The following is a 13,967-nucleotide window of genomic DNA, read 5'->3' on the forward strand; positions in this document are numbered from 1 at the left end:
CACCACTATGCGCTGTAGTCACTTAGCTTGGCGTTTAAAAGCTGATATATTACAGCACCGCTCTTTAAATGATAATGTATTTCATTACTATTTGAATCGGTAACACCTTTTAACTAGTCAACCCAATTGGTGATAGTCTCATCACTGTTACTGTATATTATGTTATACATGCTAGATAACTTTAGATGTATACAAAAAGTCGGGTATAAAAATGACCGTTGCATTCACCTCTTTCATTGCCATGAGTTTGCAAGTCTCTTATCAGCAAGATGATCTCTTTTGTGAAATAGAAAATGAAATTATTGAGATTGGGGCTGTCGCGGTAAAACCTGATGGTACAATTACCGAGCAATTTCATGCTGTCGTAAAACCCTGTTTTGAACCTGAACTCACCGAGCTCTGTCAGATAAACACAGGGATTACACAAGCACAGATTGATGCAGCCTCACCATTTCCAAAGGTGATCAAGGATTTTGCGCTATGGGTGACTCGCCAACAGGCTCAAGGTTGGATCAGTTGGGGAAAGCGTGATGCTGTCCTGATGAGTGCAGATTGCGCAAGAACTGACAGTGAATGGCCTTTCCCTGATGATTTCACTTATCTTGATGCCCGCCAATTTGTACTCAACCAACCTGTGCCTATTGCACCAGAAGAGACTCATTTAAGTACACGTACTACACCACCAAATGCACTGTTAAACGCTATTTCACTTGCAGAGTTGTTGCCAAATGCATAATTTAAGCAAATGGTATATCGCTTATTGTTAGTCATGAATGATAAGCCACTTCCCCGCTATATCGCGGGGAAAGTTTCCATTATGTTCTTACTCTTGCCACAATACTGTTAGATAAAGATCGGTATAGCCATATAGTGGGTTATTTTAGAGGGAATTAAAGATAACAACTCTCTATAGATTACTGCTAAACCAGTTGCGATTGATCATTCATTTCGTTATCAGTAAAAGCCGATTTATAGTGTTTTCGGCACACTGATTCATAACGTTCATTACCACCAATTTGCACCTGCTCACCATCTCGCATCGCGATACCTTCGGCATTTAGGCGCAATACCATATTCGCTTTACGGCCACAATGACAAATGGTTTTTAACTCCACCAATTTATCGGCCCATGCCAGCAGATACAGGCTTCCAACAAACAGTTCGCCCTGAAAATCAGTACGTAAACCATAGCACAGTACCGGAATATCAAGACCATCAACCACATCAGAGAGCTGCTCAACTTGGCTGCGGCTCAAAAACTGACACTCATCAATCAGTACACAATCAATTTTTTGTTTTTGATGCTCACTTTCAATGCAAACATACAAATCTGTTTCAGATGAAAATAACAATGCATCGGATGATAACCCGATCCGCGAACTCACTTTCCCAACGCCAAAACGATCGTCAATTTCAGCCGTAAATACTAACGTACGTAATCCACGTTCTTGATAATTATAAGAGGATTGTAATAATGAGGTTGATTTACCTGCATTCATAGCTGAGTAATAAAAATATAACTGCGCCATGCGCGTGAATGCTCCTATTTTAAGCGTAAAAAAGGGCGGAAATCCGCCCTCCTAATCATACTATATTCTGTATTATGACACTGCTTTTATTGCAATAGGCCGTGGACGTAAAAAATAAAACAAACCAATAACAAAACTAAACAACAGTGCTGAAACAGCCAGTGCAGTCATCGATGATTGGGTAACGCCCAACGTAATAAAACCAACAACAGAAATACCGGCAACAACCAGTGTATATGGCAATTGAGTTGTCACATGATCAAGATGATTACAATGTGCACCTGTAGACGACAAAATGGTCGTATCAGAAATCGGTGAACAGTGATCACCAAACACCGCACCTGCCATTACCGCAGCCATCGAGGGTAGCAGCATTACGATGTCTGCAGCCGCAGCCATATCTGCGGCAATCGGTAACATGATGCCGAATGTGCCCCAGCTCGTCCCGGTTGAAAACGCCATAATACCTGCAACCATAAACAGCAGAACCGGCAGCATGCTAATTGGCATATTGCCCTGTACCAGCGATGAGAGATACTTGCCGGTCGACATATCTTTGATTACCGCACCGATAGTCCACGCAAACACTAAAATATATACAGCCGGTAGCATTGAGCGCATACCACTGAGCAACGCTTGTACCATTTCGCCCATTGCAACCCGCTGACGCAGGGTACTGACAATTGACAGGACTAAACCGACAATACCGCCACTGACCAGTGAAATACCGACATCGGTATTTTCAAATGCACCAATAATTGAGAAGGCACTGCCTTCAGCTGCCAGCACCTTATAACCGGTAAAGACCATGGCAGAAACAGTGACAACAACCAACGCAATAATTGGGATCAGCAAATCAGCAACACGGCCAGATTCCAGCTCACGTACAGAGAAACCAGAGTGCCCATTATCTTGCTCATCCATCGGGCGACCAGTCAGTGAAATCCCCTCTTGCGCCATACGTTCATGACGACGCATCGGCCCGATATTGATAGAGAACCATGACACTGCCAGCACCATCAGCAATGCAAAAATGGCATACAGATTCATCGGGATCATAGCGACAAACGCACCCAATGGCGTGTATTCTGTCACGCTGTGAGTCGCTAAAATGCCACCAATAATGGTAATGATATAAGCACCCCAACTGGAAGCGGGCATCATCACACACACCGGTGCTGCGGTTGAGTCAAGAATATAAGCTAATTTTGCACGCGAAATATTTGCGCGATCTGTCACCGGGCGGGCAATCGAGCCAACGGCCAGACTATTGAAATAGTCATCAATAAAGATGAATGCGCCCAAAAATACGGTCAGTAACTTTGCTCCGCGTGGCGTTTTCACCCGCTGACGCGCCCAAAGTGCAAATGCCCGGCTACCACCTGAAAGTGTCAGCATGGCAGTCATTCCGCCCAGTAAGAATAAGAACAGCAGAATATAGATATTCCACAAATTCAATGCACCATCATCCCACGCTAATGCCGTGATCTTATGCTGCAGATACCCTAAAGAGCCCAAAGGAGAGAAACTGTTTAATAATAAAGCGCCGACCAAAATCCCCATGCCCAATGAAAACAGGACACGACGGGTCAATACGGCAAGCAGTAACGCTGTGAGCGGGGGAAGTACCGCAAGAAATGAGTTTGAATAATCAACAATATTCATGATCTTTACCTTAAAAGTTCGGCGAAGATCTACTGACAGTCAGATGACTAAAGGTACGGAACAACGAATCTGTGAACCAAAACCAACCAGTAGCGCTCCATAGTGTATTAACAATCTTATGACTATGGCAGTGCAGCCCCTATTTGAGTACTCCACCAGCTAGAGGGAGTGATAACCACTCTAACTTCGGCGCGGCTTCCTTTCATTGTCGATCAACAGAATCACCCTACTGACAATTACTGATAAACAGCGCACCTCTACTTCAAAACACGTTCAACAGCTAAATAAACAATGAATCATATTTCACATAACCACAACATTATGCATAACAAAATATCCCTTGAACAACGACCTATTTGTTTAACACTCATTATGTGATTAAAATTGAAAAATGAAACGCTCTTCAATCAAGCTGCCAAATCCATTGTAACAATTGATTTCAGTGATGCAATGCATAAATATCACTTTTTATAAGAATTATTTCACGATATATCACACAAAGGCATTTATGCATCAATGTACAATTTGTACTGCTAAAAATGACATCCAGTATAAAATATACGTAACAATTCTCACTTCTTTATACTAACTTTAGACTCATTGAACAAATTATCACGCATTGGTCTAATATCTAAATGTAGTGATAAGATATGATTAAACGTTACGCTAAACTGACTTTATTTTTGTTATACATACTATTTTTAGCCATTTGATTATATACTTTTCCCATTAATTTAATTATTTTTGTTTTATAGCTTGAATATTTTTTCTGTTAGCATTAAAAAGACAATAATTAATTCATATTTCGAGATAACAATGATGAGCGAAATTATTAAAGTATTAAGTAATATCCGTAGCCTACGTGTTCTTGCCCGTGAAGTATCATTTGAGCAACTTGAAGATATGCTCAGTAAGTTAACGACTGTAGTAGAAGAGCGTCGTGAAGAAGCTGAGTTAAACCAAGCTGAAAACGAAGAGCGTCAACGCAAGCTTCAACAATATCGTGAAATGCTCATTAATGATGGTATTGATCCAAATGAACTGTTTGAAATGCTTGCGAACAGTAAAACGGCGGCACCGAAAAAAGCAAAGCGCACTGCCCGACCAGCTAAATATGAATATACCGATGAAAATGGTGAACTAAAAACCTGGACAGGCCAAGGTCGTACACCAGCTATCATCAAACAAGCTCTTGATGCAGGTCAGGATTTAGAAAATTTCGCCATTACAGCAGAATAAACGTTTCAATTTGTCATTGTACAATGAACGTCTATAAACAAAAATCCCACATTTCTTGTGGGATTTTTGTTTTATTATGGTCAAATTTATCGAACTTAACACTGGTAGAACTGACGATACCAATCAACAAATTGCTGCACGCCATCACGCACAGATGTTTTAGGTTTAAAGCCAATTGTACTGTACAGCGCGGATGTATCTGAGCTTGTATTAAGTACATCACCCGGTTGAATCGGCATCATATTTTTTTTCGCTTCAATACCTAAAGCTGATTCTAACGCTTGGATATACTCCATTAATTGAACCGGTTCATTATTGCCAATATTATATACTTTGTAAGGTGCTGAACTGCTGGCTGGTGATCCCTCTTCAACTGTCCAATTTGCATCGGCTTGTGGGATCACATCTTGTAAACGAACAACTGATTCGACAATATCATCAATAAAAGTAAAGTCGCGCTGCATTTCACCGTAGTTATACACATCAATAGCGTCTCCTGCTAACATGGCTTTTGTAAATTTAAACAGAGCCATATCAGGACGCCCCCAAGGGCCATACACAGTAAAAAAACGCAATCCCGTAGTAGGAATACCATATAAATGGGAATATGTGTGTGCCATCAATTCATTGGCTTTTTTCGTAGCGGCATACAATGAAATAGGATGATCTACAGAGTCATCCGTTGAGAATGGCATTTTTCGATTTAACCCATACACTGAGCTCGATGATGCATAAAGCAGATGTTTCACTTTATTATGTCGACAACCTTCTAAAATATTTGCAAAGCCTACTAAATTAGAATCAACATACTCCATAGGTTGTTCTAATGAATAACGCACTCCTGCTTGAGCAGCTAAATTAATGACCCGATCAAATTGCTCTTGAGCAAAAAGCGTTGCAACGCCTTCACGATCGGCTAAATCCAGTGGATAAAATGCAAATTGTGGCGATGGCGTTAATAAGTCTAACCGTGCCTGTTTTAGGTTTACATCATAATAGTTATTTAAATTATCAATCCCGACCACTTGATGACCGAGAGCTAATAGACGCTGGCTTAAACTCGCGCCAATAAAACCAGCAGCGCCTGTTATAAGAAACTTCATTACATTTACCTTATTAGTCTTTATCTGCGAAAAATCTACGCCAAAAGTATGATTATTTTTTGATTGATGCGCCGCGTCCAATACCATAATAAGTGAACCCACGACGTTTCATTCGCTCAGGTTCATACAAATTACGCCCATCAAAAATAACAGCATGCTGTAATTGCTGTTTTAAGAGATCAAAATCGGGAGCACGGAAATTTTGCCATTCGGTACAAATAATTAATGCATCAGCGCCTTTTAATGCTGCCTCTTTTGTGCCCATTAAACAAAGGTCTGTACGCGAACCATAAATACGTTGTGTCTCTTCCATTGCTTCAGGATCATACGCTTGCACTTGTGCTCCTGCGGCCCATAGCTCTTCCATTAACACTCGACTAGAAGCCTCTCGCATATCATCAGTATTAGGTTTAAACGATAGACCCCACACTGCAAAGGTTTTACCTGAAAGGTCTTTACCAAAATGCTGTTTAATCGTTTCAGGGAGTTTGTATTTTTGTCGATTATTTACCCCTTCCACTGCTTGCAATAGTTGTGGCTGATAGCCAATACTTTCAGCAGTACGAACCAATGCTTGCACATCTTTAGGAAAACAAGAGCCGCCGTAACCACATCCAGGATAAATGAAGTGATAACCAATTCGAGGGTCTGAACCTATCCCCTTACGTACCATCTCGATATCTGCACCCAAATGTTCGGCTAAATTAGCCATTTCATTCATAAAGCTAATTTTTGTGGCTAACATACAGTTTGCTGCATATTTCGTTAGCTCTGCACTGCGAACATCCATACAGATCATACGATCGTGGTTACGATTAAATGGCGCATAAAGCTCGCGCATTACATCAATAGCATCTGCATTTGAGGAACCAATGACAATGCGATCAGGCTTCATACAGTCAGAGACGGCTGCTCCCTCTTTTAAAAACTCAGGATTAGAGACAACATCAAAAGTCAGCTCAGAACCTCTAGCCGATAATACTGCTTGTACCGCATCAACTACACGATCGGCTGTGCCAACTGGAACAGTCGATTTATCCACAATAATTTTGTGTGTCTGCATATGTTCAGCAATGGTTTTAGCCACAGTTAAAACATATTTCAAATCAGCCGAACCGTCTTCATCAGGAGGCGTGCCCACTGCAATAAATTGAATATCGCCATGCATAACCCCTGCGGCAGCATCAGTGGTAAACGCTAAACGTCCAGTTTCAAAATTTGTACTGACTAAGGGGGTTAAACCTGGTTCATAAATAGGAATAATGCCTTTTTTCAGGTTCTCTACTTTTTGTGCATCAACATCAACACACAGTACATCATGCCCTACCTCTGCCAAAACAGCGGCTTGCACAAGCCCAACATAACCAATACCAAATACTGTAACTTTCATTGCATGCTCTCTGTGAACTGACATGATCCTATTGCTTGCTGTTATTGCTAACTCTATTTAGGTTTGCTATAACAGCAATATCGAGGTTACTCTGATGTTGTATATCCATTCGGATTATGGCTTTGCCAACGCCATGTGTCTTCCATCATCTCTGAAAGCCCACGCTGTGCATGCCAACCAAGTTCTTGATCAGCCAACGCAGGTTCGGCATAGCAAATAGCAATATCTCCAGCCCGACGCGCAACAACGGTATAAGGTACGGGTTTACCTGATACTTGTTCAAACGCCCGCACCATATCCAAAACTGAATACCCCTGACCAGTACCTAAATTGAAGGTAAAAATACCTTCACGATTGGCGATATAGTTCAGTGCTTTTAAATGACCTAATGCCAGATCAACTACATGAATATAATCACGTACACCCGTGCCATCGGCCGTTGGATAATCATCGCCAAAAACGGATAACTGTTGTAAACGCCCTACGGCCACTTGTGAAATATATGGCAGTAAATTATTTGGAATACCGTTTGGATCTTCCCCAATTTCACCGCTAATATGTGCACCTACAGGATTAAAATAGCGTAATAACACCACTGACCAACGTGGGTCTGCCGCAACAATATCCCGCAACATCTCTTCAACCATCAATTTTGAACGGCCATACGGATTTGTTGCACTTGTTGGGAAGTGTTCTTGAATAGGTACAGTGTGTGGATCACCATACACCGTAGCAGAAGAGCTAAAAACTAAGCGAAAAACACCTGCCTGCGCCATTTCATCATACAATACCAATGTACCAGAGATATTATTTTGATAATACTCCAATGGGATTTTGGATGACTCTCCAACCGCTTTTAAACCTGCAAAATGAATGACTGATTCAATATGATGAGTAGCAAAAATTGCGCGTAATGCACTGCGATCACTTACATCAGCTTGGTAAAACTGGGCAGTTTTACCAGTCAGTTTTTCAACACGGCGTAGTGATTCACGGCTAGAGTTACAAAGATTATCAATGATAACCACCTCTTCGCCACTGTTAAGCAGCTCAAGTACGGTATGACTACCAATATATCCTGCACCACCCGTTACTAAAATAGCCATAAAAAGTCCTTATTTTGGAAAGTTTGAAGACGGTTTCGCCAGTAGTTGCGATAAGTACACGGTAAACTCTTCACCTAATTCATGATGGCGCATACCGTACTCCACAAACGCTTGCATGTACCCTAATTTGCCACCGCAATCATGGCTACGACCACGAATGTGATAGGCTTCAACTTGTTGAATGTCCATCAGCATAGCAATCGCATCTGTCAGCTGGATTTCATCACCTGCACCCATTGGGGTTTTTTCAAGTAAAGGCCAAATCTCTTTTGGTAAGACATAACGCCCAACAACGGCCAAATTAGAAGGTGCTTCATCTTGCTTTGGTTTTTCAACAACAGCAGTCATGATATGTGACTCACCAGGTTGCAATACTGCACCGCCACAATCTGCTACACCATAATTTGATACGTCCTCTTCTGGAACAGGCTCAACCATAACTTGGCTAACCCCTGTATCAGAAAAACGCATTAGCATTTCAGCCAGATTCTCTGTTTTTGGATTTGCGTCAAAGTCATCAATAATGACATCAGGCAATACCACGGCAAAAGGCTCATCACCAATTAATGGTTTTGCACACAACACTGCATGCCCTAACCCTTTAGCATGACCTTGGCGAACATGCATAATAGTGACATGTTTTGGACAAATGGCATGGATCTCTTCTAAAAGTTGACGCTTTACACGTTTTTCTAACGTCGCTTCTAATTCAAAACTGATATCAAAATGGTTTTCAATGGAGTTTTTTGATGAATGTGTAACCAATACAATTTCAGTGATCCCTGCAGCAATACACTCATTAACAACATATTGAATCAATGGTTTATCTACAATAGGGAGCATCTCTTTTGGAATAGCCTTGGTGGCTGGCAACATCCGCGTTCCTAAACCTGCAACGGGAATTACTGCCTTATGAACCTGATAATGAGACATTTGCCATCCTCGCAATAAAAACAAAATATTTAAGCATGCTCAGTAAAACGTGCATAACATACTGTATACAAAAAAACAGATACCTCTCACTCACGATGAGTCAGTGTATTGTATAAAATTGATGCATCGCCGTAGATACACCGTAAAAGCATCATACTCTTACGCAATAAGTACGTTATTGATAAAAAGCCAATATCACACGATGTACAACCTCGGCAAAATGCATCTATCACACCGATAACTTATTATCAGGGCGTGAACTCAACAAATAACAGTATGGCTGATTATGCTACCAGTATATCAGCTAACCGTAAGATTAACCGTTTCAGCCCTAAGTCTAGCAGATTGGTAATAATCACCTTATTGTTACAACATTACCGCTTATGTTACAAAAATAAAAAGCGGAACATACGGTAATATGCACTTAGAAAGCCAATAATACTGGATAGTTAAACCATTAAAACTCAGTAATACGATACTTTATATCAGCAATGTACAACAGAGAAGTGATAAACCCATCCATTCCCTATACTCTGTTCCTAAAACATACAAAGAGTTACCGAAACAATAATTTGTTTCAAAAATGTTTTAGATTGCAGATTAAACCTCTACGGTGTATATAAAAATAGCATTTTAAAAAAACAAAAAAGGAAAGTGATGAATAACACACAACATTCCACCTTTTTAGGTCATCCAAAGGGCCTTTTTTTGCTGTTTAGTACCGAATTATGGGAAAGATTCTCTTATTATGCGATGCGGGCAATTTTAGTTCTCTATCTTACTGATCAAACAGTAAATGGTGGGCTTGGCTGGTCAACAGAAGAGGCATTGAAACTTTACGGTATTTACACAGGTTTAGTTTATATTACGCCGTTAATTGGGGGTTGGTTAGCGGATAATGTGCTGGGTCAACGTAAGTCGATTTTAATTGGTGGCGCATTGATGGCGCTAGGTCAATTTACGCTGGCATTGCCACATGGAATGTTAAATGGCGCAGATATTACTGTATTTTATGCTGGTTTGAGTTTGATCATATGTGGTAACGGCTTATTTAAGCCAAATATCTCTACGATGGTCGGAGATCTATACCAAGATGGTGATAATCGTCGTGATGGTGCATTTACGATCTTCTATATGGGAATCAATTTAGGGGCGCTCATTGCCGGTTTAGTTGCAGGCTCTGTCTCCACCTCAATGGGATGGAAATCTGGCTTTTTCTGTGCAGGTATCGGCATGCTGATTGCGCTGGTTGTTCAATTGGTGTTTGCCCGTAAGCTGCTGGGGAATATTGGTGTTGTACCGGCAGCAAAACGCGATAAGATTCTTAATGCTCATCGTCAAGAACCGCTAACTAAACAAGAAATTGATCGATTAAAAGTTATCCTAATACTGGGTCTTTTTACGATTGTTTTCTGGGCCGGTTTTGAACAAGCCGGTGGTCTAATGAATATCTATGCAGCAGAACATACCAATAGAATGGTTGGTAGTTTTGAAGTCCCTACGGCATGGTTTCAATCACTAAATCCATTTTTTATCATTACTCTTGCTCCTCTGATTGCGGCTATTTGGGTAAAATTAGGCCAACGTGAGCCTAGTTCTCCTATTAAATTTTCTATCGCTATGTTTATGCTGGCATTAGGTTTCCTTTGTATGATAGGTGCAGTATTTGATGCCAAAGTATCAGGCAAAGCTAGTATGATTTGGTTAGTCGGGGCTTATTTTTTCCATACACTGGGTGAGTTATGCCTATCACCTATTGGGCTATCTATGGTGACAAAACTTGCCCCGCTGCGTTTAGCCTCTTTGATGATGGGTGCATGGTTTGGTTTTAATGCTTTGGCAAACTATACAGCAGGAATTATCGGTTCGTTTGTTGGTGAGTCAGGCCCATTGGCAATTTTTGGTGGTATTGCCATTGCAGCAACGATTGCTGGCCTAATCCTACTGATGATATCTGGAAAACTCATTTCATGGATGCATGGCGCTGAAGGTGCTCAAAAGTCATTGCATAACGTGAATACGGTAGAACAACCATAAATAAGCACAATCAACGCTCCATTGATTATGTTATACCGTTATCTGGCAGTAGCACGTAATGCACATTATTATCTGCTATTGCTGGGTAAAGAGAATAATATCTGCGTTAGTATGAATATCATGACTACCAAGATCATTTTCACTTAAATCATCCGTGTATTTAGTGGCAGGTTGAGTATGTTGACCTGCTCTCTTTTCACTTTGTACATGCAAGTCTAAATGTCCATACTGAAAAGATGAAACACGAGCATGCCATTTTGCTGTCTGCAATCTTACTGTTTCTGTTTGCAAACACCCTTTTAACCCTAGTGGTTGGGTTGATGATAGGCAATACTCCATATGCTCTACTGTGGTAATAGTGATACGTATACCTGCCGCAGACAGTTGTAAATTTCCATTATCACACTGATAAGAACCAATAAGTAAACGAGGGTTCATTGTCAGCCCAGCCTGACGAAAAGTTTGGTAAATTTTCCGTAAAATATCTTCATGAGTTAACACAAAATTCAATGTGTCAGGTTGGCCTAAAAAACCATTGAAAAGCGTGCGTAGTAACAAGGCAGCAACAGGGCCATCACGACCGGCCGCTGACATATCAAAGACATAGAAACCAAATTTATCCGCAGTTAATGGTGCTAAATCAAAGGCTAACCCTATTTTGTCTGCCTGATTAATGTGCCGATAACGGACTAATGATTGACTAATGCTCGATTGTACTGGCGGCATTAGCTGATGGATAAGCTGTACAGAGCCCGCTGGATTTTCATGCAATTGCTGGAAATACTCATTAAGTTCTTCGACTTCCAGATCATGATTTTTTCGGCTTTGCAGCACATCCATAATCGTTGTGCGCAAAATATATAAATCATCCAAGGGTTTAGTAAGATAGTCTGAAGCGCCTGCACGCAGTGCATCTGCAACATCTGAAAATTTTTCTGAACCAGAGATGATAATTACGGGTGTTTTATCCCCATGAGCCCGTAAGATTCGAACAAGTTCAACACCCCCCATTATTTGCATGTTTAGATCACACAAAATAACATCGGGTTTATAGTGCGCTAATTTATCAAGTGCATATTGCCCATTTTCTGCTTCAATAATTGTGCCACTAAACTGTTCAATAAATTGAATAAGTTGTTGCCGAAAGATCGGGTCATCATCAACCAGCATGAAATGGTAACCACTAAAACACTTTTTTTCCTGATGTTGATTATTTATATTCATTATCCACACCTCCGCATAACGCTATGAGTAAAGTGTGTGCTAAAAAGCCCGTTATTGCGCGAAATCATGGCTTATTTGACATTTTTTTTGTAAAGAGATCCTATTTTTCATCGCGCAATTGCAAAAAAGCGACAATAGGTTCTAATTGTTCAGCCACTCTTTCTACTGCACGATAACCTGCATCAATTGCAGTGGTTGCGTGGTGAAAGTCTAATGTTGAGATTTGTGCAACATTCGGCTGAATCAGAACATCAGGTGGATCACCCGCCATTCGGCTTTTTTTCAGGCGGCTCTCTAATATTTGCATTGATGATGTCATCACATCTAACGCTGATGGCACATTATTTCGCTTTTGTGGCCATATTTTCTCCATTTTATGCCGTAGTTTTGCCTGCCAACTCTCATCTTCTGTTTGTGTCAGCTCTAAAGGGTAAGCTGAAAGCATGTCAATTTGCGCAATTTGATGCTCTCGGCCTAAATCCACCGCGATAACAAAATCAGCACCCATTGCCTTAGCCAGTGAAATAGGTACAGGATTAACCACTGCACCATCAACCATCCATTTTCCATCAAGTAACATAGGCGCTAATAAACCGGGCATGCTACACGAGGCTCTCACCGCTTGCCGAAGATCCCCTTTCATCAGCCAACGTTCTCGCCCTGTTTCAAGTTCAGTGGCCACAACAGCAAAAGGTTTGATGCACTCTTCAATACTCTTTTGACCTATTTTTGCGCTGGCAATATCAAACACGCGCTCGCCACGAATCAGACCACCTTTTCCCCATTCAAAATCCATCAACCGAATAACATCCCAATAGCTAAAGCCTTTTACCCAGGTCTCTAACTCACTAAGACGGTTATTCGCATAGGCTGCACCAACAAATGCACCGATAGACGTACCGACCACAATATCAGCCTCTATCCCGCAATCAGATAAGGCTTTTAGCACGCCGATATGCGCCCACCCTTTTGCTGCACCAGCGCCCAACGCAATACCAATTTTTATTTTCTCCATAATTTTATGTATACACTCCTGATTGCCGTAAAATAATCGTCATATCCACAATATAATGAGAATGAGCGAATAAAAATGAACGAACAAATATTGTGCCCATGTGGTAGTTTGAACTCTTTTGCACAATGCTGTAGCCCTCTGCTAAAAGGAGCTCTTGCTCCTAATGCAAAAGCACTGATGCGCTCACGTTATACTGCACATGTCATGCGTAATGTTGAGTATATCATTGACACTTATCACCCCTCTCGGCAAGCACAGACTTTTCGTCATGATATCGTACATGCATGTGAACAAGTTACATGGTTAGGCCTGACCATTATTGATAACCCAACATTACAAACATCATCACCCCAACAATCCGTCATGCCCCTTTCAACAGCGCCTCACACTTCACAACAAGATGTTGTCGAGTTTATCGCTCAGTTTGAAGAGGCAGGTATTCATGGGGAGTTACATGAGCGTTCACGTTTTGTTTGTGAAGCTGGACGCTGGTTTTATATTGATGGGATCACACCTGCCCCCCCAAAACAGACCTCTCGGGTAGGAAGGAATGATCTCTGCGTGTGTGGTTCAGGAAAAAAATACAAAAAATGCTGTGGATAATACGGGCAAAATACGCACTACTTTTGTACAGAAAAAATACGCTCTTATATACACGATAGTGCAATATTTTTTTAACCTGTAATAAACCGGTTTATACGCATTATACCGCTATGACTATTTAGC

12 protein-coding genes and 1 riboswitch are annotated in these 13,967 nt (G+C 41.0%); of the genes, 4 read left to right on the top strand and 8 right to left on the bottom strand.

The window, feature by feature from the left end:
- The first annotated feature begins 211 nt into the window (after positions 1 to 211).
- Positions 212 to 736 (top strand): exonuclease domain-containing protein, encoded by a 525-nt coding sequence (locus ACRC53_RS10115; RefSeq protein ID WP_438643304.1) that lies wholly within the window; start codon positions 212 to 214, stop codon positions 734 to 736.
- A gap of 184 nt (positions 737 to 920) precedes the next feature.
- On the opposite strand, the gene ACRC53_RS10120 is transcribed toward ACRC53_RS10115, so the two are convergent.
- Both ACRC53_RS10120 and ACRC53_RS10125 read right to left on the bottom strand, forming a co-directional pair.
- Positions 921 to 1,529, bottom strand: coding sequence for a thymidine kinase (locus tag ACRC53_RS10120; RefSeq protein ID WP_438643305.1), 609 nt, complete (start codon positions 1,527 to 1,529; stop codon positions 921 to 923).
- A 72-nt stretch (positions 1,530 to 1,601) separates the two neighbouring features.
- Entirely contained in the window at positions 1,602 to 3,194 is a 1,593-nt protein-coding gene (locus tag ACRC53_RS10125; protein ID WP_438643306.1) for a Na+/H+ antiporter NhaC family protein, read from the bottom strand.
- Positions 3,195 to 3,276: 82 nt separating this feature from the next.
- A riboswitch (Lysine riboswitch) is annotated at positions 3,277 to 3,462 on the bottom strand.
- Positions 3,463 to 4,013: 551 nt separating this feature from the next.
- Here ACRC53_RS10125 and ACRC53_RS10130 point away from each other — a divergent pair.
- Entirely contained in the window at positions 4,014 to 4,433 is a 420-nt protein-coding gene (locus ACRC53_RS10130; RefSeq protein ID WP_438643637.1) for an H-NS family histone-like protein, read from the top strand.
- A gap of 95 nt (positions 4,434 to 4,528) precedes the next feature.
- Here ACRC53_RS10130 and ACRC53_RS10135 read toward each other — a convergent pair whose 3' ends face one another.
- The 4 genes from ACRC53_RS10135 to galU all read right to left on the bottom strand — a co-directional run bounded on the left by ACRC53_RS10135 (position 4,529) and on the right by galU (position 8,965).
- Positions 4,529 to 5,536 (bottom strand): NAD-dependent epimerase, encoded by a 1,008-nt coding sequence (locus tag ACRC53_RS10135; protein WP_438643307.1) that lies wholly within the window; start codon positions 5,534 to 5,536, stop codon positions 4,529 to 4,531.
- A 52-nt stretch (positions 5,537 to 5,588) separates the two neighbouring features.
- Positions 5,589 to 6,926 carry a UDP-glucose dehydrogenase family protein gene (locus tag ACRC53_RS10140; protein WP_438643308.1) on the bottom strand — a complete coding sequence of 446 codons (1,338 nt, stop codon included), beginning with the start codon at positions 6,924 to 6,926 and terminating at the stop codon, positions 5,589 to 5,591.
- 86 nt (positions 6,927 to 7,012) lie between these two features.
- Positions 7,013 to 8,032 (bottom strand): UDP-glucose 4-epimerase GalE, encoded by a 1,020-nt coding sequence (gene galE / locus ACRC53_RS10145; protein ID WP_438643309.1) that lies wholly within the window; start codon positions 8,030 to 8,032, stop codon positions 7,013 to 7,015.
- Positions 8,033 to 8,041: 9 nt separating this feature from the next.
- Positions 8,042 to 8,965 carry a UTP--glucose-1-phosphate uridylyltransferase GalU gene (galU, locus tag ACRC53_RS10150; protein ID WP_438643310.1) on the bottom strand — a complete coding sequence of 308 codons (924 nt, stop codon included), beginning with the start codon at positions 8,963 to 8,965 and terminating at the stop codon, positions 8,042 to 8,044.
- 657 nt (positions 8,966 to 9,622) lie between these two features.
- Here galU and ACRC53_RS10155 point away from each other — a divergent pair.
- Entirely contained in the window at positions 9,623 to 11,002 is a 1,380-nt protein-coding gene (locus ACRC53_RS10155; RefSeq protein ID WP_438643311.1) for a peptide MFS transporter, read from the top strand.
- 75 nt (positions 11,003 to 11,077) lie between these two features.
- Here ACRC53_RS10155 and ACRC53_RS10160 read toward each other — a convergent pair whose 3' ends face one another.
- Together ACRC53_RS10160 and rssA are read right to left on the bottom strand one after the other, a co-directional pair.
- Positions 11,078 to 12,226: a response regulator gene (locus tag ACRC53_RS10160; RefSeq protein WP_438643312.1), complete on the bottom strand. Its 1,149-nt coding sequence runs from the start codon at positions 12,224 to 12,226 to the stop codon at positions 11,078 to 11,080.
- Between the two features lie 100 nt (positions 12,227 to 12,326).
- Positions 12,327 to 13,241, bottom strand: coding sequence for a patatin-like phospholipase RssA (gene rssA / locus ACRC53_RS10165; protein ID WP_438643313.1), 915 nt, complete (start codon positions 13,239 to 13,241; stop codon positions 12,327 to 12,329).
- 75 nt (positions 13,242 to 13,316) lie between these two features.
- Between rssA and ACRC53_RS10170 the strand changes: the two genes are divergently transcribed.
- Complete coding sequence (locus ACRC53_RS10170; protein WP_438643314.1) at positions 13,317 to 13,844, top strand: YchJ family protein; 528 nt, start codon at positions 13,317 to 13,319, stop codon at positions 13,842 to 13,844.
- Positions 13,845 to 13,967 lie beyond the last annotated feature (123 nt).

Source organism: Plesiomonas sp., assembly GCF_051652165.1.
Taxonomy (GTDB): Bacteria; Pseudomonadota; Gammaproteobacteria; order Enterobacterales; family CAMTGL01; genus Plesiomonas.

What these genes read in the sequence shown, in the direction of transcription:
- ACRC53_RS10130 (WP_438643637.1), top strand. Translation starts at nt 4,014, where the DNA reads ATGAGCGAAATTATTAAAGTATTAAGTAATATCCGTAGCCTACGTGTT.
- galU (WP_438643310.1), bottom strand. Translation starts at nt 8,965, where the DNA reads ATGTCTCATTATCAGGTTCATAAGGCAGTAATTCCCGTTGCAGGTTTA.
- ACRC53_RS10140 (WP_438643308.1), bottom strand. Translation starts at nt 6,926, where the DNA reads ATGAAAGTTACAGTATTTGGTATTGGTTATGTTGGGCTTGTGCAAGCC.
- ACRC53_RS10170 (WP_438643314.1), top strand. Translation starts at nt 13,317, where the DNA reads ATGAACGAACAAATATTGTGCCCATGTGGTAGTTTGAACTCTTTTGCA.
- rssA (WP_438643313.1), bottom strand. Translation starts at nt 13,241, where the DNA reads ATGGAGAAAATAAAAATTGGTATTGCGTTGGGCGCTGGTGCAGCAAAA.
- ACRC53_RS10120 (WP_438643305.1), bottom strand. Translation starts at nt 1,529, where the DNA reads ATGGCGCAGTTATATTTTTATTACTCAGCTATGAATGCAGGTAAATCA.
- ACRC53_RS10160 (WP_438643312.1), bottom strand. Translation starts at nt 12,226, where the DNA reads ATGAATATAAATAATCAACATCAGGAAAAAAAGTGTTTTAGTGGTTAC.
- galE (WP_438643309.1), bottom strand. Translation starts at nt 8,032, where the DNA reads ATGGCTATTTTAGTAACGGGTGGTGCAGGATATATTGGTAGTCATACC.
- ACRC53_RS10125 (WP_438643306.1), bottom strand. Translation starts at nt 3,194, where the DNA reads ATGAATATTGTTGATTATTCAAACTCATTTCTTGCGGTACTTCCCCCG.
- ACRC53_RS10135 (WP_438643307.1), bottom strand. Translation starts at nt 5,536, where the DNA reads ATGAAGTTTCTTATAACAGGCGCTGCTGGTTTTATTGGCGCGAGTTTA.
- ACRC53_RS10115 (WP_438643304.1), top strand. Translation starts at nt 212, where the DNA reads ATGACCGTTGCATTCACCTCTTTCATTGCCATGAGTTTGCAAGTCTCT.
- ACRC53_RS10155 (WP_438643311.1), top strand. Translation starts at nt 9,623, where the DNA reads ATGAATAACACACAACATTCCACCTTTTTAGGTCATCCAAAGGGCCTT.